Source organism: Actinospica durhamensis (assembly GCF_018139695.1).
In the GTDB taxonomy this organism is placed as follows: domain Bacteria; phylum Actinomycetota; class Actinomycetes; order Streptomycetales; family Catenulisporaceae; genus Actinospica; species Actinospica durhamensis.
Window position 1 is genome coordinate 21,808 of sequence record NZ_JAGSOG010000013.1, and the last position, 14,471, is coordinate 36,278.

A 14,471-nucleotide genomic window follows, 5' to 3' on the forward strand; every position below is an offset into this window, starting at 1 on the left:
AGACTGATATGCCCCAAGCCCGTGTCGCCGTGCCGGACAAGGCCCTGCGCACCCTCGTCAGCGACCTGTTCACCGCCCACGGCGTCTCCCGCGAGCACGCCGAGACGGTGGCCGACGTCCTGGTCTGGGCGAACCTGCGCGGCGTCGACTCGCACGGCGTCTCCCGCATCCCGCGCTACCTGGAGCTGTTCGAGAACGGACAGGCCAACCCGCGCCCCAACATCGTCGTCGACGTGCTGCGTCCGGCCGTGGCCATCCTGGACGCGGACGCCGCCCCCGGCCCGGTCGCGCTGACCCGGGCCATGGACGAGGCCGTGAGCATGGCCCGCTCGGCCGGCGCCGCCTGGGTGGCGGTGCGCGGCACCGTGCACACCGGCGCCATCGGCTACTACACCGAGCGCGCCGCGCAGTACGGCATGGCCGGTATGGGCATCGTGGCGGGCGTGCCGAACATGGCCTACCCCGGCAGCGACAGCGCCGCGGTGGCCACCAGCCCGCTGTCGGTGGCGGTCCCGGCCGGCCGGCACCCCACCGTCCTGCTGGACATGGCCACGGCCGTGATCGCGCTCGGCCGCATCGCCCAGCTCAAGGCGCAGGGCAAGCAGCTGCCCGAGGGGGCGGCGATCACCAGGGACGGGCGGGTGACCACCGACCCGGCCGAGGCCGCGATCCCGCTGCCCGTGGGCGGGGCCAAGGGCGCGGGCATGTCGCTGCTGTTCGAGATGCTGGCCGGCGGCCTGACCGGCAACCCGATCGTCACCGGTTACCACTCCGGCGAGCCCGAGGGCCGCAGGCACCGCCAGAACGCGCTGCTCATGGCGATCGACATCGCCGCGTTCGCGCCGGTGGAGGAGTTCCGCGGCATCGTGGACGACACCGTCGACGCCATCAAGGCGCTGCCGAAGGCCGATCCGGACGCCGAGATCCTGGTCCCCGGCGAGCGCGGCGCGCACACCCTGGACGAGCGCTCCGCCTCCGGCGTCCCGCTCCCGCGCAAGCTCGTGGACGAACTCGCCCGCCTCGCCGCGGACAAGGGCGTCACCGTGCCGCAGGAGATGGCGTAGCCACCGGACGCTCGCGCGTGCACGCCCGTGCCGGCAGCGGCGACTGAGCCGAGGTCCGTGGCCCCGTGCGGGGGGCCACGGGCCTCTTCGCGTTGACCGGGCATTCGGGCTCTGCGACGATGGCCGTCAGTGTTCGGCGTTCGGCGGAAAGCGTTGTGGGGCGCGGGGATTCGGGGTGTTGGGCACATGCGGTCCGGACGGATACTTCGTGGCCTGATCCTCGCGGCGGTATTGGGGTGCGGGACGGCGGCGTGTTCACCCTCGACCGGCCGCGGCCCCGGCCTGAACGACACCTCGCAGGTCCAGGCGATGATCGCCTCGTGGAAGTCCGGCACGTGCCCGGAATCCGGCGCGCTCTGGGAAACATTCGACCAGGGCCTGCCAGAGCAGGCCGGTCCCGTACCCGACGGCAGGATCCTGACGCTCGCTCCGGCCGGGCTGAACCGCGTGCTGCTGTGCCGCTTCTCCGACACGGACTCGAAGCTCGACGGGTCGGCCCTGCTCACCACCAGCGCCTCGATCGCGCCGCTGGCCGCCGCGCTGAACACGGTGACGACCACGTCCCACACCGCCGCGTGCGTCCGCACCGGACGGGTGATGATCCTGGCAGGCGACGCGAACGGCGTGGTCGGGCTCGACCTGGCGCTCGGGTGTCCCTACCTCGACGGCCCCGAGCAGCTGGCCACCTACGCCGGGAACGCGCTGCCCACGATCGTGGACGCCGACCTCGCCGCGCCCTGAGCGTGGGCCTTAGGCCGGGCTTCCCGGACCCGCGATATAGCCCGAACGCACCGCGACGTGGTTGTGATCCGTCATCGCGGTGCTGTCGACGTACTGATCGATCGCTCCCACCAGGGGCAGCCCCCGCACCGCCGGGTCCGGGATCGTCGCAAGCAGCGCCTGGGCGAACCGCTCCGCGTGCAGCACCTCGAACGGCCGGTTGTGATAGTCGCGGACGTGCGCGTCGACCGGCTCGGTGAGGCCGAGCTCGTTGTGCAGCGCGCCGACGAACTCGTACGCCGCGGACAGGTGCCGCTCCCGTTCCTTCCACTCGCGTGCGCCCAGGGCGTCGGCCAGGATCGGGCCGAGCGTCCGCGAGCACGGCAGGGAGGCGAAGACCGTGCCGAGCCACTTGCCGTACGGCGGGTAGACGCGGCTCATCAGCAGGCACAGCCGCATCAGGTCACGAACCTGCCGGGCGGCGACGACCGCGGAGCCGAGTTCGTCCCCGACCTCGCCGCAGCGGCCGACGAACGCCTCCTCGTCCGACAGCCGCGTCCACTGGCAGGCCAGGATGTACCGCCAGACCTCGTCCGGGTACCAGGCCAGAGCCCGCCGATAGGAGCCGAGCAGGCCGCTGTCGTCGCGGAAGACCTCGCCGCCGATCAGCTCCCGCAGCACCTGGGTCGGCACCATCAGCCACTCGGTCGCGCTGAGTCCCTCGTCCGGATCGGCAAGGAGGTGGCCGCTGAAGTAGGCGTGGAGGTCGTGGATGTGCACCCAGTGCCGCTCGGCCGTGCCGTGCGGGAACGCGAAGCGCACGGGGTGGCCGCGGAACTCGGCCGGCAGCTCGCGGGCGAAGAGCGCGTCGAGCGTCACGGCGTGCGCCCGGTGGTCCTCGCCGCTCAGGAAGATCTGCAGGCGCGGCCCCCAGGCGTGGTCCGTCGAACGCTGCGTGTCGAATCCCTGCACGTCGGAGCCCCAGCCGAGCAGCGCCGCGGAGTACGCAAGGCCGGGCATCTCCGAGTCGAGCAGGGGCGCGAGGACCTCGGCGAAGAACAGGCGGGAGAGTTCGAGCCCGGGGATGAACACCGGCGGGGACGCGGCCGGCGGCCGGGGCGAGTGGGACGGCTGCGGCGGCGACGGCGACATGCGCGCCACTGTGGCACGGCCTGCGGCCTGCCCGCGAACGGTTTTCGAGGACCGGAGACAGAGCACCGCCGCCCGGCCGGAGTGCCCGGCCGGGCGGCGGTGTGGCGCTGGACTGCTCGTACCCTTATTTTCGAGTTGTTCATCCGTGGTTCGAAAGTTATGAAGGAGTCTTATGCGATGGCTGTGACCGACGAACCCTAGTGGCGCTGGTGCGTCTGGCGCATCCGCGCCGCCTGGTCCGCGGCCGCCTTCTCCGCGGCGCGCCGCTGCCGCTCGGCGATCTCGGCCGCCTCCCGCGCCGCGTTGGCGGCTTCCTGCTGCTGGCGCTGGTATTCCTGCGCCTGGCGGATCCGCTCGGCGTCGGCCTGCTGGTGGTAGGCGGAGTTGGAGTACTGCGGGGGGACGTTTCCGGTCATGGCGATCTCCTTGATCGGCTCCGGCATTCCCACATCCGAAGCGTGAAACCAGCGTAGGATGCCTATTTAGCAGCTATTTCGCACGCGTTTCCGGGGAGGGGCGTGATGGCGGGAACGGCGACTTCGCGCGGCGTCAGACTGGCCGGCCACTATCTCAATGAACTGCTTCTCACCGAATACCGGCGGCAGTGGTACTACCGCGGGGACCGCAATCGCAGCAACAAGGTCAACACCATGGCCGTCGCCTACGTCCTGGCCGTCCACCGCCTGGGCGACACGGCCGTCGAGGTGGAGTACCAGGAGGACGCCAAGCGGATCAAGGACACCGTCTACCGCGCCCTGGTCGGCCGGATCCTGACCCGCGAGACGCTCGAGCTGTTCATGGACGCGTTCGCCATGAGCGAGGCGCACTGCGAGACCCTGGCCCGGCTCTGGGACGGCACCGCGGCCCCCCGCGTCCTGATCGGCGACATGCCCCCGATCGCCCGCCCCAACCCGGCCGCCCGCACCAAGCGGCGTTACGAGACCGTGCAGCGCCACGAGTTCCACTACCTCGGCGCCGACGGCCAGCCGGTGCGCCACCGCACCATCCAGACCATCAGGGCCCTGGTCGACGGCTACAGCGTGCACCCGTACACCTTCGACCTGAGCGAAGTAGAGCTCGAATTCGTCCTCGGCGGCGCCCCGTCCGAGCCGTACCAGCTCCAGGGCACGCACTGGGCCGTGGACGTACAGCTCCCGGAGACCCTGTCCATCGGCCAGGCCGTGCCGATGGAGTTCTCCACGATCTTCCGCAACGACGCCCCCCTCGAGCCCTGCTTCCGCTACGCCACCCACCAGCGCCTGACCGACCTGATGTTCCGGGTCGAGTTCCACCCGCGGTGCCTGCCCCGCTCGGTCCACTGGACGGAGTGGCGGGACTACCGCGAGCCCGACGACGTCGTCACCCACTCCCAGTCGGCCGCGCTCAACCGCGAGCACTCCGTGGTCCAGCACCTCGAGGTGCTGGAGAACGCCGTGGCCGGCTTCGCCTGGGAGTTCTAGCCCCGTCACCCCGCCCCACGCCGCTCGGCGCCGAGATCTCCGACTCAACCATCGCGCCGCCCGATCGTCTCAGTGGACGAAGAGCGAAGCAGATACAAAGTCAGAGCCATGACACGAAGCCCGGGGGACACCCATGTCAGTTCACGCACACGATGCCCGAGGCCGCCGCGTGCTTCTCGCCGCCGCGACGCTCGCCACCCTGGCGGCGGCCGCGGCGGGCTGCACGTCGAGCGGCACGCCGACCAGCACGTCGGCCGCGGGCGCGCCCACCACCACCGCACCCGCGGCGTCGCCCAGCAGTGTCGAAGTCACTACACAGGCCCCTGCGACGTCGGCCGCGCCCGCCGGAACGGCCGTCCCGGCGTGCTCCGCCGCCCAGCTCACGATCCAGACCGGGGTGAACCAGGCGGCTTCGGGCCACTCCTACCTGACGCTGATCTTCACCGACTCCGGCACGAGCGCCTGTTCCCTCCAGGGCTACCCCGGCGCCGAACTCACTCTGCCCGGCGGCGGCAAGCTCGACGCCGAGCGCGTGGGCGGGGGCTCCGCGTCGCCCGTCACCATCGAGCCGGGCAAGTCGGCCTCCACGTTCCTCGCGTGGGAGCACTTCCCGCAGAACGGCAGCGCCGACGTCTCGGCCGCCGACTGCGCGGGCTACGGCGCCACGACCCTGCTGGTGACCGCGCCGAATCAGACCACCTCGACGCACCTGGCCCCGCCCGACAGCGGTTCCCCGGTGTGCTGGGGCTTCGAGGTCAACCCGGTCGTCGCCGGTACCAGCGGCCGCTGACGGCGCTGACCGCCGGGTCGGCGCTGTTATCGCCGCCGAGACCCTCGCCGCCCCCGAGACCTACGCCGAGGTCACCGACCGCATCTGCGCCAGCGACTCGTCGAACAGCGCCCGCAGCCGCGCCGGGTCGTTTTGCTCGACCCAGTGGCCGAAGGCGACGCTGAAGACGGCCAGACCGACGTGGGCGGCGAGGGTCGCGGCGTGCTCGGGGACGCCGCGCCGCAGCAGGGCGCCCTTGACCACCCCGGCGAGCTTGTGCAGCTTGATCAGCTCGCGCTCCTGCAGCTCCGGGTTGGCCTGGACGATCCGCGAGCGCACCCGGGCGAAGGCGTGGCGCTCGGCGAACATCTCGGCGACCGGGTCGAAGCCGGCCGCCACCGCGGCGAGCGGCTCCGCGTCGGCCGGAGCCGCTTCGATGCCCTCGAGCCAGCAGCGCTCGAGCTGCCCCGAGCCGTTGAAGAGCACCTCGCGCTTGTCCGCGTAGTGGCGGAAGAAGGTGCGTTTGGTCAGTCCGGCGCGCTCGGCGATCTCGGCCACGGTCGTGGCGTCGTATCCCTGCTCGTCGAACAGTTCGGTCGCCGCCTTCATGAGGCGGCTGGCGGCGTCGGGCTCCCAGCGTGACATCCCCCTCAGCATAGTTGATGTCACCTGGTGTCGTGAGCTAGGCTGGTGCATGACACCAAGTGACATCACCTCACGGGAGTACTCATCATGCGCGTGTTCGTCACCGGCGCCTCGGGCCACATCGCCTCCGCCGTCATCCCCGAACTGCTCGCCCACGGTCACCAGGTCGTCGGCCTCGCCCGCTCGGACGCCTCCGCCGCGAAGGTCGCGGGGTACGGCGCCGAGGTACGCCGCGGCGATCTGGACGATCTCGAGGGACTCACCGCCGCGGCACGGGAGGCCGACGGCGTCATCCACCTGGCCTTCAACCACGGCCTGATGATCACCGGACAGAGGCAGGAGGCCGCAGAAGCCGACCTGAAGGCGGTCAAGGCCCTCGCCGAGGGGCTCACCGGGACCGGAAAGCCCCTCGTCAGCACGTCCGGCGTGCTGATCCTCGCCTCGACCGAAATCCGCGAGCAGCCCGGCACCGAGGACGACACGCTGCCGGGCGGCTTCCGCATCGACAGCGAGAACTTCGCGGCCGGCCTGGCCGAGCGAGGGGTGCGCTCCTCGGTCGTGCGCCTGGCCCCGATGGTCCACTCGGACCTCGACAAGCACGGCTTCACCTCGGTGCTGATCGGCTGCGCCCGCGAGAACGGCTTCGCCGCCTACATCGGCGAGGGCGCCAACCGCTGGCCGGCCGCGCACACCCGCGACGCCGCCACGCTCTACCGCCTGGCCCTGGAGAAGGCCCCGGCCGGCTCCCGCCTGCACGGCGTGACCGACACCGGCATCCCGTTCAAGACGATCGCCGAGACCATCGCCGCCGAACTCGGCGTCGAGGCCCGCAGCGTGACCGCCGACGAGGCGCCGAAGTACCTCAGCTTCCTGGCAGCCTTCGCAGGCCTCGACGCGCCGGTGGAGAACGCCAAGACCCGCGCCGTGCTGGGCTGGGAGCCGACCCACCCGCTCTGGATCGAGGACGTCCGCTCGGGCCACTACTTCGCCTGAAAGCCCGCACTGCGCCGACCGCACGCCACTCGCGCTCGGCGCTCGCTCTTGCCCTTGCCCTTGCCGCACAGCATGGAAAGAGTGGCGCACATCACACGCCTCGGCGGCCGCCCCACTCGGGCGGCCGCCGAGGCGTACGCCACAGCTGCCCCGTCCGCGCCGCCACCGCCACACCCGCAGAACCGAAGACGCAGTCACATAGGGACCCACGCGGGACCACACTCCACCCCCACCACCGGCCCCTCCGCGCTCTAAATGCCGCATGGCCGGGAATGCCGAGCGTGACTACGGTTGCGCACCATGATCGAGCTCATCGAACCTGACACAGACCTCTACAACGCCTTCCGCGCCTGCCGCGCCGACTGGGGCCCCGGCGAGCACGAAGACGGCTTCGGCATCGACGAACGCGACGACGTCGACTCGCCCGAGGGTTTCGCGACCTGGGTACGCCGCATGCGCAGCCAGTTGCACCCCCGCACGCAGCCGTGCCCCGACAGGCCGCACTGGACGCCCCACTGGATCGTCGAGGACGGAGAGATCCTCGGCGCCATCGCCCTGCGCCATCAGGCCGACGACCTCTTCGGCCGCATCGGCTACGGCATCCGCCCCTCCGCGCGCCGCCGCGGCGTCGCCACCTGGGCGCTCACCCAGACTCTCGCCGAGGCCCGCGAAGTACTGGGGCTCGACCGAGTCCTGATGCCCTGCGCCGCGGACAACATCCCCTCCGCCCGCACCATCGAACGCTGCGGCGGCATCCTCGAAGGCATCGTCGCCACCGAACTCGGCCCCCAGCGCCGCTACTGGATCGACCTGAGCTGAAGGCAGGTCCAGACCCTCGCCCGCCGGCAGGAGAAGGCGGGCCTGCGACGCCCCATGTCACACATAAGCCCCGAATTCACACTCATACATAGAGCATGCGCCCAAAACCGACGCACCACGGCAGGCAATCAGCGTCTCAACGTCCCCATGCCCCATCCGCGCACCGAATCCGCACCTCACCGATCGGAGACACCGATGATCGCGCCACGCGCCCGCGAAACGTCCGCGCCAGGACCACAGAACCCTGTAACGAACGCGCAGGGCCGGCGACCTCCCCCAGTCGCCGACCCTGCTCCCCTGCCCGCGCCCGCGCAGCGCGGGCCGTCAGAGCTCGTTGCCCCAGAAGTAGCGGGCGGTCATCTCCACGACCTGGAGCTTGGCGTGCTGCACCACTTCGGTGACCGCGGCGGGGGCGGCGGCAAAGGTGCCGTTGGTGGAGATGGCGATGTCGTCGATGTCGACGACTTCGGCGGCCACGTCGATGCGGGCGACGACGTCGTCCACGTCCTCGACTTCCTCGTTCGACACGTCCACGACGCCGAGCGAGACGACCGTGCCGGGCTTGAGCAGCTCGAGGGGGAAGCGCGCGGCTTCGTCCTTCGGGTACTCGACGCACAGGCGGATGTAGGGCTGACGGTTGAGGAACGCGGTGACCGCCGACGCGTCGTAGCCCGCGCCCGCCGCGTCCTGCGCGCCTGGCGCCGCGCCCGCGGTGGTCAGGTCGAGGCCGACCCGGAAGTCCTCCGGGGTGCGCGCTTCGAGGCCTTCGAGCACTGCCGCGTCGGCGGTGAGCATGGCGTCGAGCAGCTCGTCGGGGTCCACGCCCGCGGCCTGGGCGCGCTCGCGGCCGTCCGTCGTCAGCAGCACGCCGGCGAGCGGGTTCTGCAGCAGTACGTAGGCGATGCCCTGCTGCGCCACGGCCACGATCTCCTCGCGGATGACGGCGGCAAGGGCTGCCGCCGCTTCCGTCGACGCCTCCGCCGCGTTCGTCTTCGCGTCGGCTCCTGCTTCCGACGCGCCGTCGGGTGGCGCGGCGGCGTCGCGGCTCAGGGCCAGGACGTAGCCGGGGGACGGAAGGGCGAGCAGCAGGGAGCGGTCGATCGCGCCGGCGAGGAACGCGGCCTCGTTCTCGACCAGCCTGCCGTTCGGCTTCGGCGTGCCCGTCAGTGCCCTGATCTCCGGGGCCAGCGCCGGGCCGACCAGGCCGGCGATCGGGCCCGGGGCGGAGGGCTGCGCGGCGAAGCCGTCGACGTGGTCGTAGACCGGGGCGAGGCTGTTGCGGCGGCGCAGCTGGCCGTCGCCGAGGGAGGACAGGCCGAGTCTGCGCTGGGCGCGCAGGACCTCGCGGATCGCCTGGTCCTCGGCGACCTCGAACTCGGCATCGCCGAGCGTGCCGGCGGCGTGGGCCGCGCGGGCCTCGGCCAGGGCGGGCGGGGTGAGCAGGCCGGCGTGGTGGTCGATGTGGTACTTGAAGTCGTCAGCCACGGTGAGCCTCCTCAGGCTTCTGTCCGTCCGCGGCGGCCGCCGCGTTCTTGGCACCGGCCCAGGCGGGGAAGTCCATGTCGAAGCCCGCCTCGGCCACCACGGCGCGGGCGATCTCCTCGTCCTCCTCCGGGCTGCCGCCGGAGATGCCGAGGCCGCCGAGGATCGCGCCGTCGCGCTTGAGGGTGTAGCCGCCGCCGGTGGCCACGATGGGCTGGTGGCCCATTCGCCCGACCTGGCCGAAGAACACCGGGTCGCTGTTGGACCAGCCCTTGAGCATGATCGTGGGACGCTGCATCACCGCGGCCGAGTAGGCCTTGGCCAGCGCGATGCTCGGGGTCATCGGGCGGGCGCCGTCCATCCGCTGCACGGCCACGGTGTAGCCGCCGTAGTCGACCACGGCGACGCTGAAGGCCTTGCCGAGCGCGAGGGCGCGCGCCTGCGCGTTCTCGATCATCGCCATGGCTTCGTCGAGGCTGGGGCTGCTCATCGGTTCACCGATCCGCTCGTGGAGTCCACATCGCTGTGGGGGTAGACGTGCCGCAGGAAGCGCTCGAGCGCCGCGTTGAACAGCTCCGGCGCCTCCCAGTACATGGAGTGCGGGGCGTCCGGGACCAGTTCGAGCACTGATCCGGCCACCCGCTTGGCCGCGGCGCGCACGGTGTCGGCGCGCAGCACGGCGTCGAGCTCGCCGGCCAAAAAGCAGATCGGCAGGCCGGACTCGACCACCCGCTCGACGCTGGGGCCGTCCACGTTGAGGTTGCGCAGGTCGGCCATCTTCGCCGTGTTGAACGTGCCCATCTGCCGGAACAGGAAGGTCTTGGCCGGGTCGGCGGCGCGGAACGCGGGGGTGAGCAGCCGGTCGAGCACGGGCAGCTTCTCCGCCTCGGCCCGGTCGGCGCGCACCAGGGCGGCGAGCTCGTCGTCCGCGATGCCGCCGAGGGAGTGGCCGAGCACGACGCCCGCGGCCTTCTCGGGGGCGCGCAGCGCGGCCTTGAGCGCGGCGGCGGCGCCGATGGACTGGCCCACCAGCACGGCCCGGTCCACGCCGGAGGCCTCGAGCACGGCGAGGATGTCGTCCGGGAAGACCCGGCTGTCGAACTCGTCCATGCCGGAGTCGGAACTGCCGAATCCGCGCAGGTCGAGGGTGATCACGGTGTAGCGGTCGGCGAGCGCCGGGACCTGCTGCCACCAGGCGGCGTGGTGGCCGCCGGAGCCGTGCACGAACAGGACGGCCGGTCCGGCGCCGTGCTGCTCGAAGTAGATCCGGGTGCCGTCGGAGGACGTGGCGAAGGGCATGGTGGGTCAGTTCCCTTCAGCGGGAGCAGCGAGGGCGGCGCGGGCGGCGTCGGCCGAGTTGGCGGCGGGCGCTTCGGCACCGGAAGCGGTCGGGGCGTCAGCGGCGGCCGGGGCACCCGGCGCGGCGGACGCACCGCCGGGGCCACCAGGACCTCCGGGCGCACCGCCGGGTCCACCCGGACCGCCCGGACCGCCCGGGCCACCGGGCCGCTTGGCGTGGTAGACGATCTCGATCATGGTGTGGTCGGGGTCGTGGATGTAGCAGAACTTGGAGAAGTTCTCCGGCCGCTCGATCGGGCGGGTGTGCCGGATACCCAGCTCCTTGAGATGCGCGAGGAACCCGTCCCAGTCCTCCACCTCGATGGCGAAGTGGTAGGGCGACATCCGGTCCATCTCCTCGACCGGGGTGAAGTGCAGGTCGAAGTTGCCCCGGGTCATCAACACGACCTTGGTGTTGCTCTTGGGCGTGATGGCCTTGAGGCCGAAGACCTCGGTGTACCACTTCTTGGTACGCTCGGGATCGGTGGTCGGGAAATTCACGTGGTGGATATACGCAGGTCGATTACTCATGATTCCTCCGTCACGGGATTGGCGAGGGTACCGAGGCCGGTGATGTCGATGGCGAGCGTGCTGCCCACGGGCATCTCCACCATGGCGTCGGTGCCCATCCACAGCACGTCTCCCGCGCGCAGGGTGATGTAGCGGGAGATCTCCTGGATGTAGGCGTAGGGGTCGAAGATCATGGTGCCGGTGGGGAACGCGGCCACCGGCACGCCGTCGATGCTGACCGTGGTGGCCACACCGTCGGCCAGCGGGTCGAGGTCGGTCTCGATCCACGGGCCCATCGGCTTGAAGGTGTCGCTGTTCTTCGCCCGCCACAGGGTCCGGTCGGCGCGCTGCCAGGTACGGGCACTGACGTCGTTGCCCACGGTCCAGCCGAACACCGCGTCGGCGGCCTCGTCGCGGGAAGCGCGGCGCAGGTCGCGGCCGATCACGGCGACGAGCTCGGCCTCGCACTCGAACGGCCCGGTGCAGTCGGCCGGCTTGATCACCGCGGCGCCGTGCCCGATCAACGCACTCTGAGCGCGATAACCGACCTCGGGCCGCTCGGCCGCAGCCTTCGCCGGCGCGCCGTTCACGGGCACGTGTGCCGCAGCCGCACCGGCCGCCGACGCTCCGGCCGCAGCCGCATCGGCTGCCGACGTTCCGATCGTCGCCATGGCGGCCGTGGACGTGCGGGCGGCGGCTTGGGCGTTGTGCGCGGCGTAGTTGTAGCCGACGGCGTAGAACGTCGGGGGGATCACCGGCGGCAGGAAGACGGCGGCGGCGAGCGGGATGCGCTCGCCGGTGCGCCGGTGGCCGGTGAACGGGTCGCCCTCGACGAGCGCGAGGTGCTCGTCCTCGACGATCGCGGTCACGGGCCGTCCCTGATGCAGGATCCTGCTCCAACGCATCAGACGGCCAGCTTGTGCGAGACGCGCTTGGTCACCAGGTAGCCGTCGAGGCCCTCGGCGCCGCCCTCGCGGCCGTGGCCGGACTCCTTGAACCCGCCGGAGGGCGCCTGCGGCACCGAGCCGCCGCAGTGGTTGATCGACAGGATTCCGGCCTCGAAGCCGCGCACGAGCTTGTCGGCGACGGCGGCGCGGTCGGTGAATCCGTAGGCGGCCAGGCCGTAGGGCAGGGCGTTGGCACGCTCGAGCGCGTCGTCGAGGTCGGTGAAGCGCAGGATCGGGGCGACCGGGCCGAAGGGCTCCTCGTGCAGGATCCGGGCGTCCTCGGGCACGTCGACCAGCACGGTCGGCGGGTAGTAGAAGCCGGGGCCGTCCGGCAGCTCGCCGCCGATGAGCACGCGGGCGCCGCGCTTGCGGGCGTCCTCGACGAGTTCGTGCACTGCCTCGCGGCGGCGGGCGTTGGCCATCGGGCCCATCGCGACGCCCTCGTCGAGCCCGTTGCCGACCCGCACCGCCTCGCTGGCCGCGACGAAGGCCTCGACGAACGCGTCGTAGTGGCTCTCGTGCACGTAGAAGCGGCTGGGCGAGGTGCAGACCTGGCCGGAGTTGGCGTACTTGCCGCGGGCACAGGCCTTGGCGGCGGCGACCGGGTCGGTGTCCTCGCAGACCACGACCGGGGCGTGGCCGCCGAGCTCCATCGTGGTGGGCTTCATCACGGCGGCGGCCAGGCCCGCGAGGAGCTTGCCGACCGGGATGGAGCCGGTGAAGGCGACGTGCTGGATCACCGGAGAGGGGATCAGGTGCGCGGAGACCTCCGCGGGCACGCCGAAGACGAGGTTCAGCACGCCCGCGGGCAGGCCGGCCTGCTGGAAGCACTCTGCCATCAGGACGCTGCTGGCCGGGGTCTCCTCGGAGGGCTTGATGATGATGGAGCAGCCGGCCGCGAGCGCGGCGGCGATCTTGCGCATGGGGCCGCCGGCCGGGAAGTTCCACGGTACGAAGGCGGCGACCGGGCCGCAGGAGACCCGCACGACGCTGAGTTCCTCGCCCGGACCGGACGGGATGATCCGCCCGTAGGCCCGCCGGGCCTCCTCGGCGTACCACTCGAGCTGGCCGGCGGCGCGGTGGGCCTCGCCGACCGACTCGGTGAGCGGCTTGCCCTCCTCGAGGGTCATCGCGCGGCCGATCTCCTCGGCCCGGGCGTGGATCAGCCCGGCGGCCTTACGCAGCACACCGGTGCGCTGCTCGATCGGCAGGTCGCGCCAGACCCGCCAGCCGCGGTCGGCCGCGGCCAGGGCCCGGTCCAGGTCGGCGGCCTCGGCCAGCGGGACGTGGCCGAGCACCGCGCCGGTGGCCGGGTCGAGCACCGGCTCGGTCCGCCCGCCCGCGCCCGCGCTCCAGGCCCCGTCGATCAGGAGCCGCAGTTCGGGGTAGTTTCTCGACCCGGCCGCGGCACCGGCGGCCTCAGCGCTCTGCGCCCCGCCCGAACCGGCCGCGGGAGCGCCGTGGGTCTCAGTGGTCTGCGTCATGGTTTTCGCCGTCCCGGTTGGTCTGGAGGGTCCAGAGGTGATGCGGCGGGGTCTGCCCGTGTACGCGGGTGACGTAGGTGTCGTCCACCCGGTCCATGTCGGCGGCGTACTCGACCCGCCCGCCGCAGGGGGCGTGCAGGAAGCGGAAGACGTTGGAGCCGATGGTGTGCCGGCCCAGCTTGCGCGCTTCCCGCCAGCCGGAGTCGATCATGTGGTTGGCGCCGGTGATCACCTCGTCGAAGGAGGCGACCTCGTAGGCGGTGTGGTTGATCCCGGCGCGGTCCGGGCGGTGGCACAGCAGCATGCTGTGCTGGTCCGGGTCGCCGGGGGCGCGCATGAACACGCCCATGGGCTTGACGACGTCGGTGGCCTGGAAGCCGAGGCGGTCGAGGTAGAACTCGACGGCCTGCTCCTGGCCCTGCTTCGGAATGTTCAGCGCGACGTGGCACAGCCGCAGGGGTCTGACGCGCCCGGGCGGGTCCAGCGGACGGTTCACGCGGGTGACCGCGCCGAGGGCGTTGACGCCGGGGCGGTCGATCTGCGGTTCGGCGACGCGGGCGAGGGCGAGGCCCAGGCCGTAGCCGGTCTCGTCCGTGGTGTGCAGTACGCCCTCCTCGTCCACGCGCACGTCGCGGTCCTCGGCCAGCCGCGTGCGCAGCTGCTCGAGGTGCTCGGCGTCGTCCACGCCCCAGACCACCTCGCGCAGCGTGTTGCCGGGCTCGAGCGGGGCGGGCAGGTCCGGGTCGGAGACCGCGCGCAGCTGGATCTGCTGGCCGGTGGCGGTGGTGAGGGTCGCCCCGGAGTCGTCGGCGTGGGCGAGTTCGAGGCCGAAGTCCTCGAAGAAACGAGTGCAGTGCGGTATGTCGTCGACCGCGTAGACGACTCGCTCGATACGGATGATGGTCACCTCGGCACGCTCCCTGGGCCGTCGTCTTCGTCGTGGTGCGTTTGCTCGCGGTGTGCGTGGTGCGTTTGCTCGCGGTGTGTCGTGGTGCGCTTGCCCGCGGTGTGTCGTGGTGCGCTTGCCCGCGGTGTGTCGTGGTGCGCTTGCCCGCGGTGCGCCGCGCGCGGCGCGGTGTCCCACAGGC

15 protein-coding genes and 1 pseudogene are annotated in these 14,471 nt (G+C 71.9%); 6 read left to right on the plus strand and 10 right to left on the minus strand.

The window, feature by feature from the left end; genetic code table 11:
* The first annotated feature begins 8 nt into the window (after window positions 1-8).
* Together KDL01_RS04875 and KDL01_RS04880 are read left to right on the plus strand one after the other, a co-directional pair.
* Window positions 9-1,064: an Ldh family oxidoreductase gene (locus KDL01_RS04875; RefSeq protein WP_212527105.1), complete on the plus strand. Its 1,056-nt coding sequence runs from the start codon at window positions 9-11 to the stop codon at window positions 1,062-1,064.
* A gap of 186 nt (window positions 1,065-1,250) precedes the next feature.
* Window positions 1,251-1,805 carry a hypothetical protein gene (locus tag KDL01_RS04880; protein WP_212527106.1) on the plus strand — a complete coding sequence of 185 codons (555 nt, stop codon included), beginning with the start codon at window positions 1,251-1,253 and terminating at the stop codon, window positions 1,803-1,805.
* Between the two features lie 9 nt (window positions 1,806-1,814).
* Here the strand turns inward: KDL01_RS04880 and KDL01_RS04885 are convergent, their stop codons facing one another.
* Both KDL01_RS04885 and KDL01_RS04890 read right to left on the minus strand, forming a co-directional pair.
* The gene (locus KDL01_RS04885) at window positions 1,815-2,936 is read right to left on the minus strand and encodes a DUF4037 domain-containing protein (RefSeq protein WP_212527107.1); all 1,122 of its coding nucleotides are present in this window, start codon (window positions 2,934-2,936) and stop codon (window positions 1,815-1,817) included.
* 197 nt (window positions 2,937-3,133) lie between these two features.
* The gene (locus KDL01_RS04890; protein WP_212527108.1) at window positions 3,134-3,352 is read right to left on the minus strand and encodes a hypothetical protein; all 219 of its coding nucleotides are present in this window, start codon (window positions 3,350-3,352) and stop codon (window positions 3,134-3,136) included.
* 105 nt (window positions 3,353-3,457) lie between these two features.
* Between KDL01_RS04890 and KDL01_RS04895 the strand changes: the two genes are divergently transcribed.
* Entirely contained in the window at window positions 3,458-4,396 is a 939-nt protein-coding gene (locus KDL01_RS04895) for a hypothetical protein (RefSeq protein WP_212527109.1), read from the plus strand.
* Between the two features lie 133 nt (window positions 4,397-4,529).
* Window positions 4,530-5,186: a DUF4232 domain-containing protein gene (locus tag KDL01_RS04900; RefSeq protein ID WP_212527110.1), complete on the plus strand. Its 657-nt coding sequence runs from the start codon at window positions 4,530-4,532 to the stop codon at window positions 5,184-5,186.
* 60 nt (window positions 5,187-5,246) lie between these two features.
* Here KDL01_RS04900 and KDL01_RS04905 read toward each other — a convergent pair whose 3' ends face one another.
* Window positions 5,247-5,810: a TetR/AcrR family transcriptional regulator gene (locus KDL01_RS04905; RefSeq protein ID WP_212527111.1), complete on the minus strand. Its 564-nt coding sequence runs from the start codon at window positions 5,808-5,810 to the stop codon at window positions 5,247-5,249.
* An 87-nt stretch (window positions 5,811-5,897) separates the two neighbouring features.
* Here KDL01_RS04905 and KDL01_RS04910 point away from each other — a divergent pair, with 87 nt between their 5' ends.
* Both KDL01_RS04910 and KDL01_RS04915 read left to right on the plus strand, forming a co-directional pair.
* On the plus strand, window positions 5,898-6,803 hold the full coding sequence (locus KDL01_RS04910; protein WP_212527112.1) for an SDR family oxidoreductase: 906 nt from the start codon (window positions 5,898-5,900) through the stop codon (window positions 6,801-6,803).
* 300 nt (window positions 6,804-7,103) lie between these two features.
* Window positions 7,104-7,622, plus strand: a complete 519-nt coding sequence (locus KDL01_RS04915; protein ID WP_212527113.1) for a GNAT family N-acetyltransferase — start codon at window positions 7,104-7,106, stop codon at window positions 7,620-7,622.
* Between the two features lie 324 nt (window positions 7,623-7,946).
* Here KDL01_RS04915 and KDL01_RS04920 read toward each other — a convergent pair whose 3' ends face one another.
* From KDL01_RS04920 to KDL01_RS45100, 7 genes and pseudogenes are all read right to left on the minus strand, one after another.
* A complete protein-coding gene (locus tag KDL01_RS04920) occupies window positions 7,947-9,107 on the minus strand; it encodes a uroporphyrinogen decarboxylase/cobalamine-independent methonine synthase family protein (protein WP_212527114.1) in 1,161 nt (386 codons plus the stop codon).
* Entirely contained in the window at window positions 9,100-9,594 is a 495-nt protein-coding gene (locus tag KDL01_RS04925) for a GlcG/HbpS family heme-binding protein (RefSeq protein ID WP_212527115.1), read from the minus strand. Before KDL01_RS04925 ends, KDL01_RS04920 begins: the two co-directional genes overlap by 8 nt.
* The gene (locus KDL01_RS04930; protein ID WP_212527116.1) at window positions 9,591-10,403 is read right to left on the minus strand and encodes an alpha/beta fold hydrolase; all 813 of its coding nucleotides are present in this window, start codon (window positions 10,401-10,403) and stop codon (window positions 9,591-9,593) included. Before KDL01_RS04930 ends, KDL01_RS04925 begins: the two co-directional genes overlap by 4 nt.
* A 204-nt stretch (window positions 10,404-10,607) precedes the next feature.
* A pseudogene (locus tag KDL01_RS45835) lies at window positions 10,608-10,973 on the minus strand (VOC family protein); the annotation flags it as partial.
* Window positions 10,970-11,857 carry a fumarylacetoacetate hydrolase family protein gene (locus KDL01_RS04940; protein WP_246575955.1) on the minus strand — a complete coding sequence of 296 codons (888 nt, stop codon included), beginning with the start codon at window positions 11,855-11,857 and terminating at the stop codon, window positions 10,970-10,972. The pseudogene KDL01_RS45835 and the gene KDL01_RS04940, both read right to left, overlap by 4 nt.
* Window positions 11,857-13,383 carry an NAD-dependent succinate-semialdehyde dehydrogenase gene (locus tag KDL01_RS04945; protein WP_212527118.1) on the minus strand — a complete coding sequence of 509 codons (1,527 nt, stop codon included), beginning with the start codon at window positions 13,381-13,383 and terminating at the stop codon, window positions 11,857-11,859. The genes KDL01_RS04940 and KDL01_RS04945 overlap by 1 nt, the downstream gene beginning before the upstream one ends.
* Window positions 13,367-14,290 carry a VOC family protein gene (locus KDL01_RS45100; protein WP_212527119.1) on the minus strand — a complete coding sequence of 308 codons (924 nt, stop codon included), beginning with the start codon at window positions 14,288-14,290 and terminating at the stop codon, window positions 13,367-13,369. The genes KDL01_RS04945 and KDL01_RS45100 overlap by 17 nt, the downstream gene beginning before the upstream one ends.
* Window positions 14,291-14,471 lie beyond the last annotated feature (181 nt).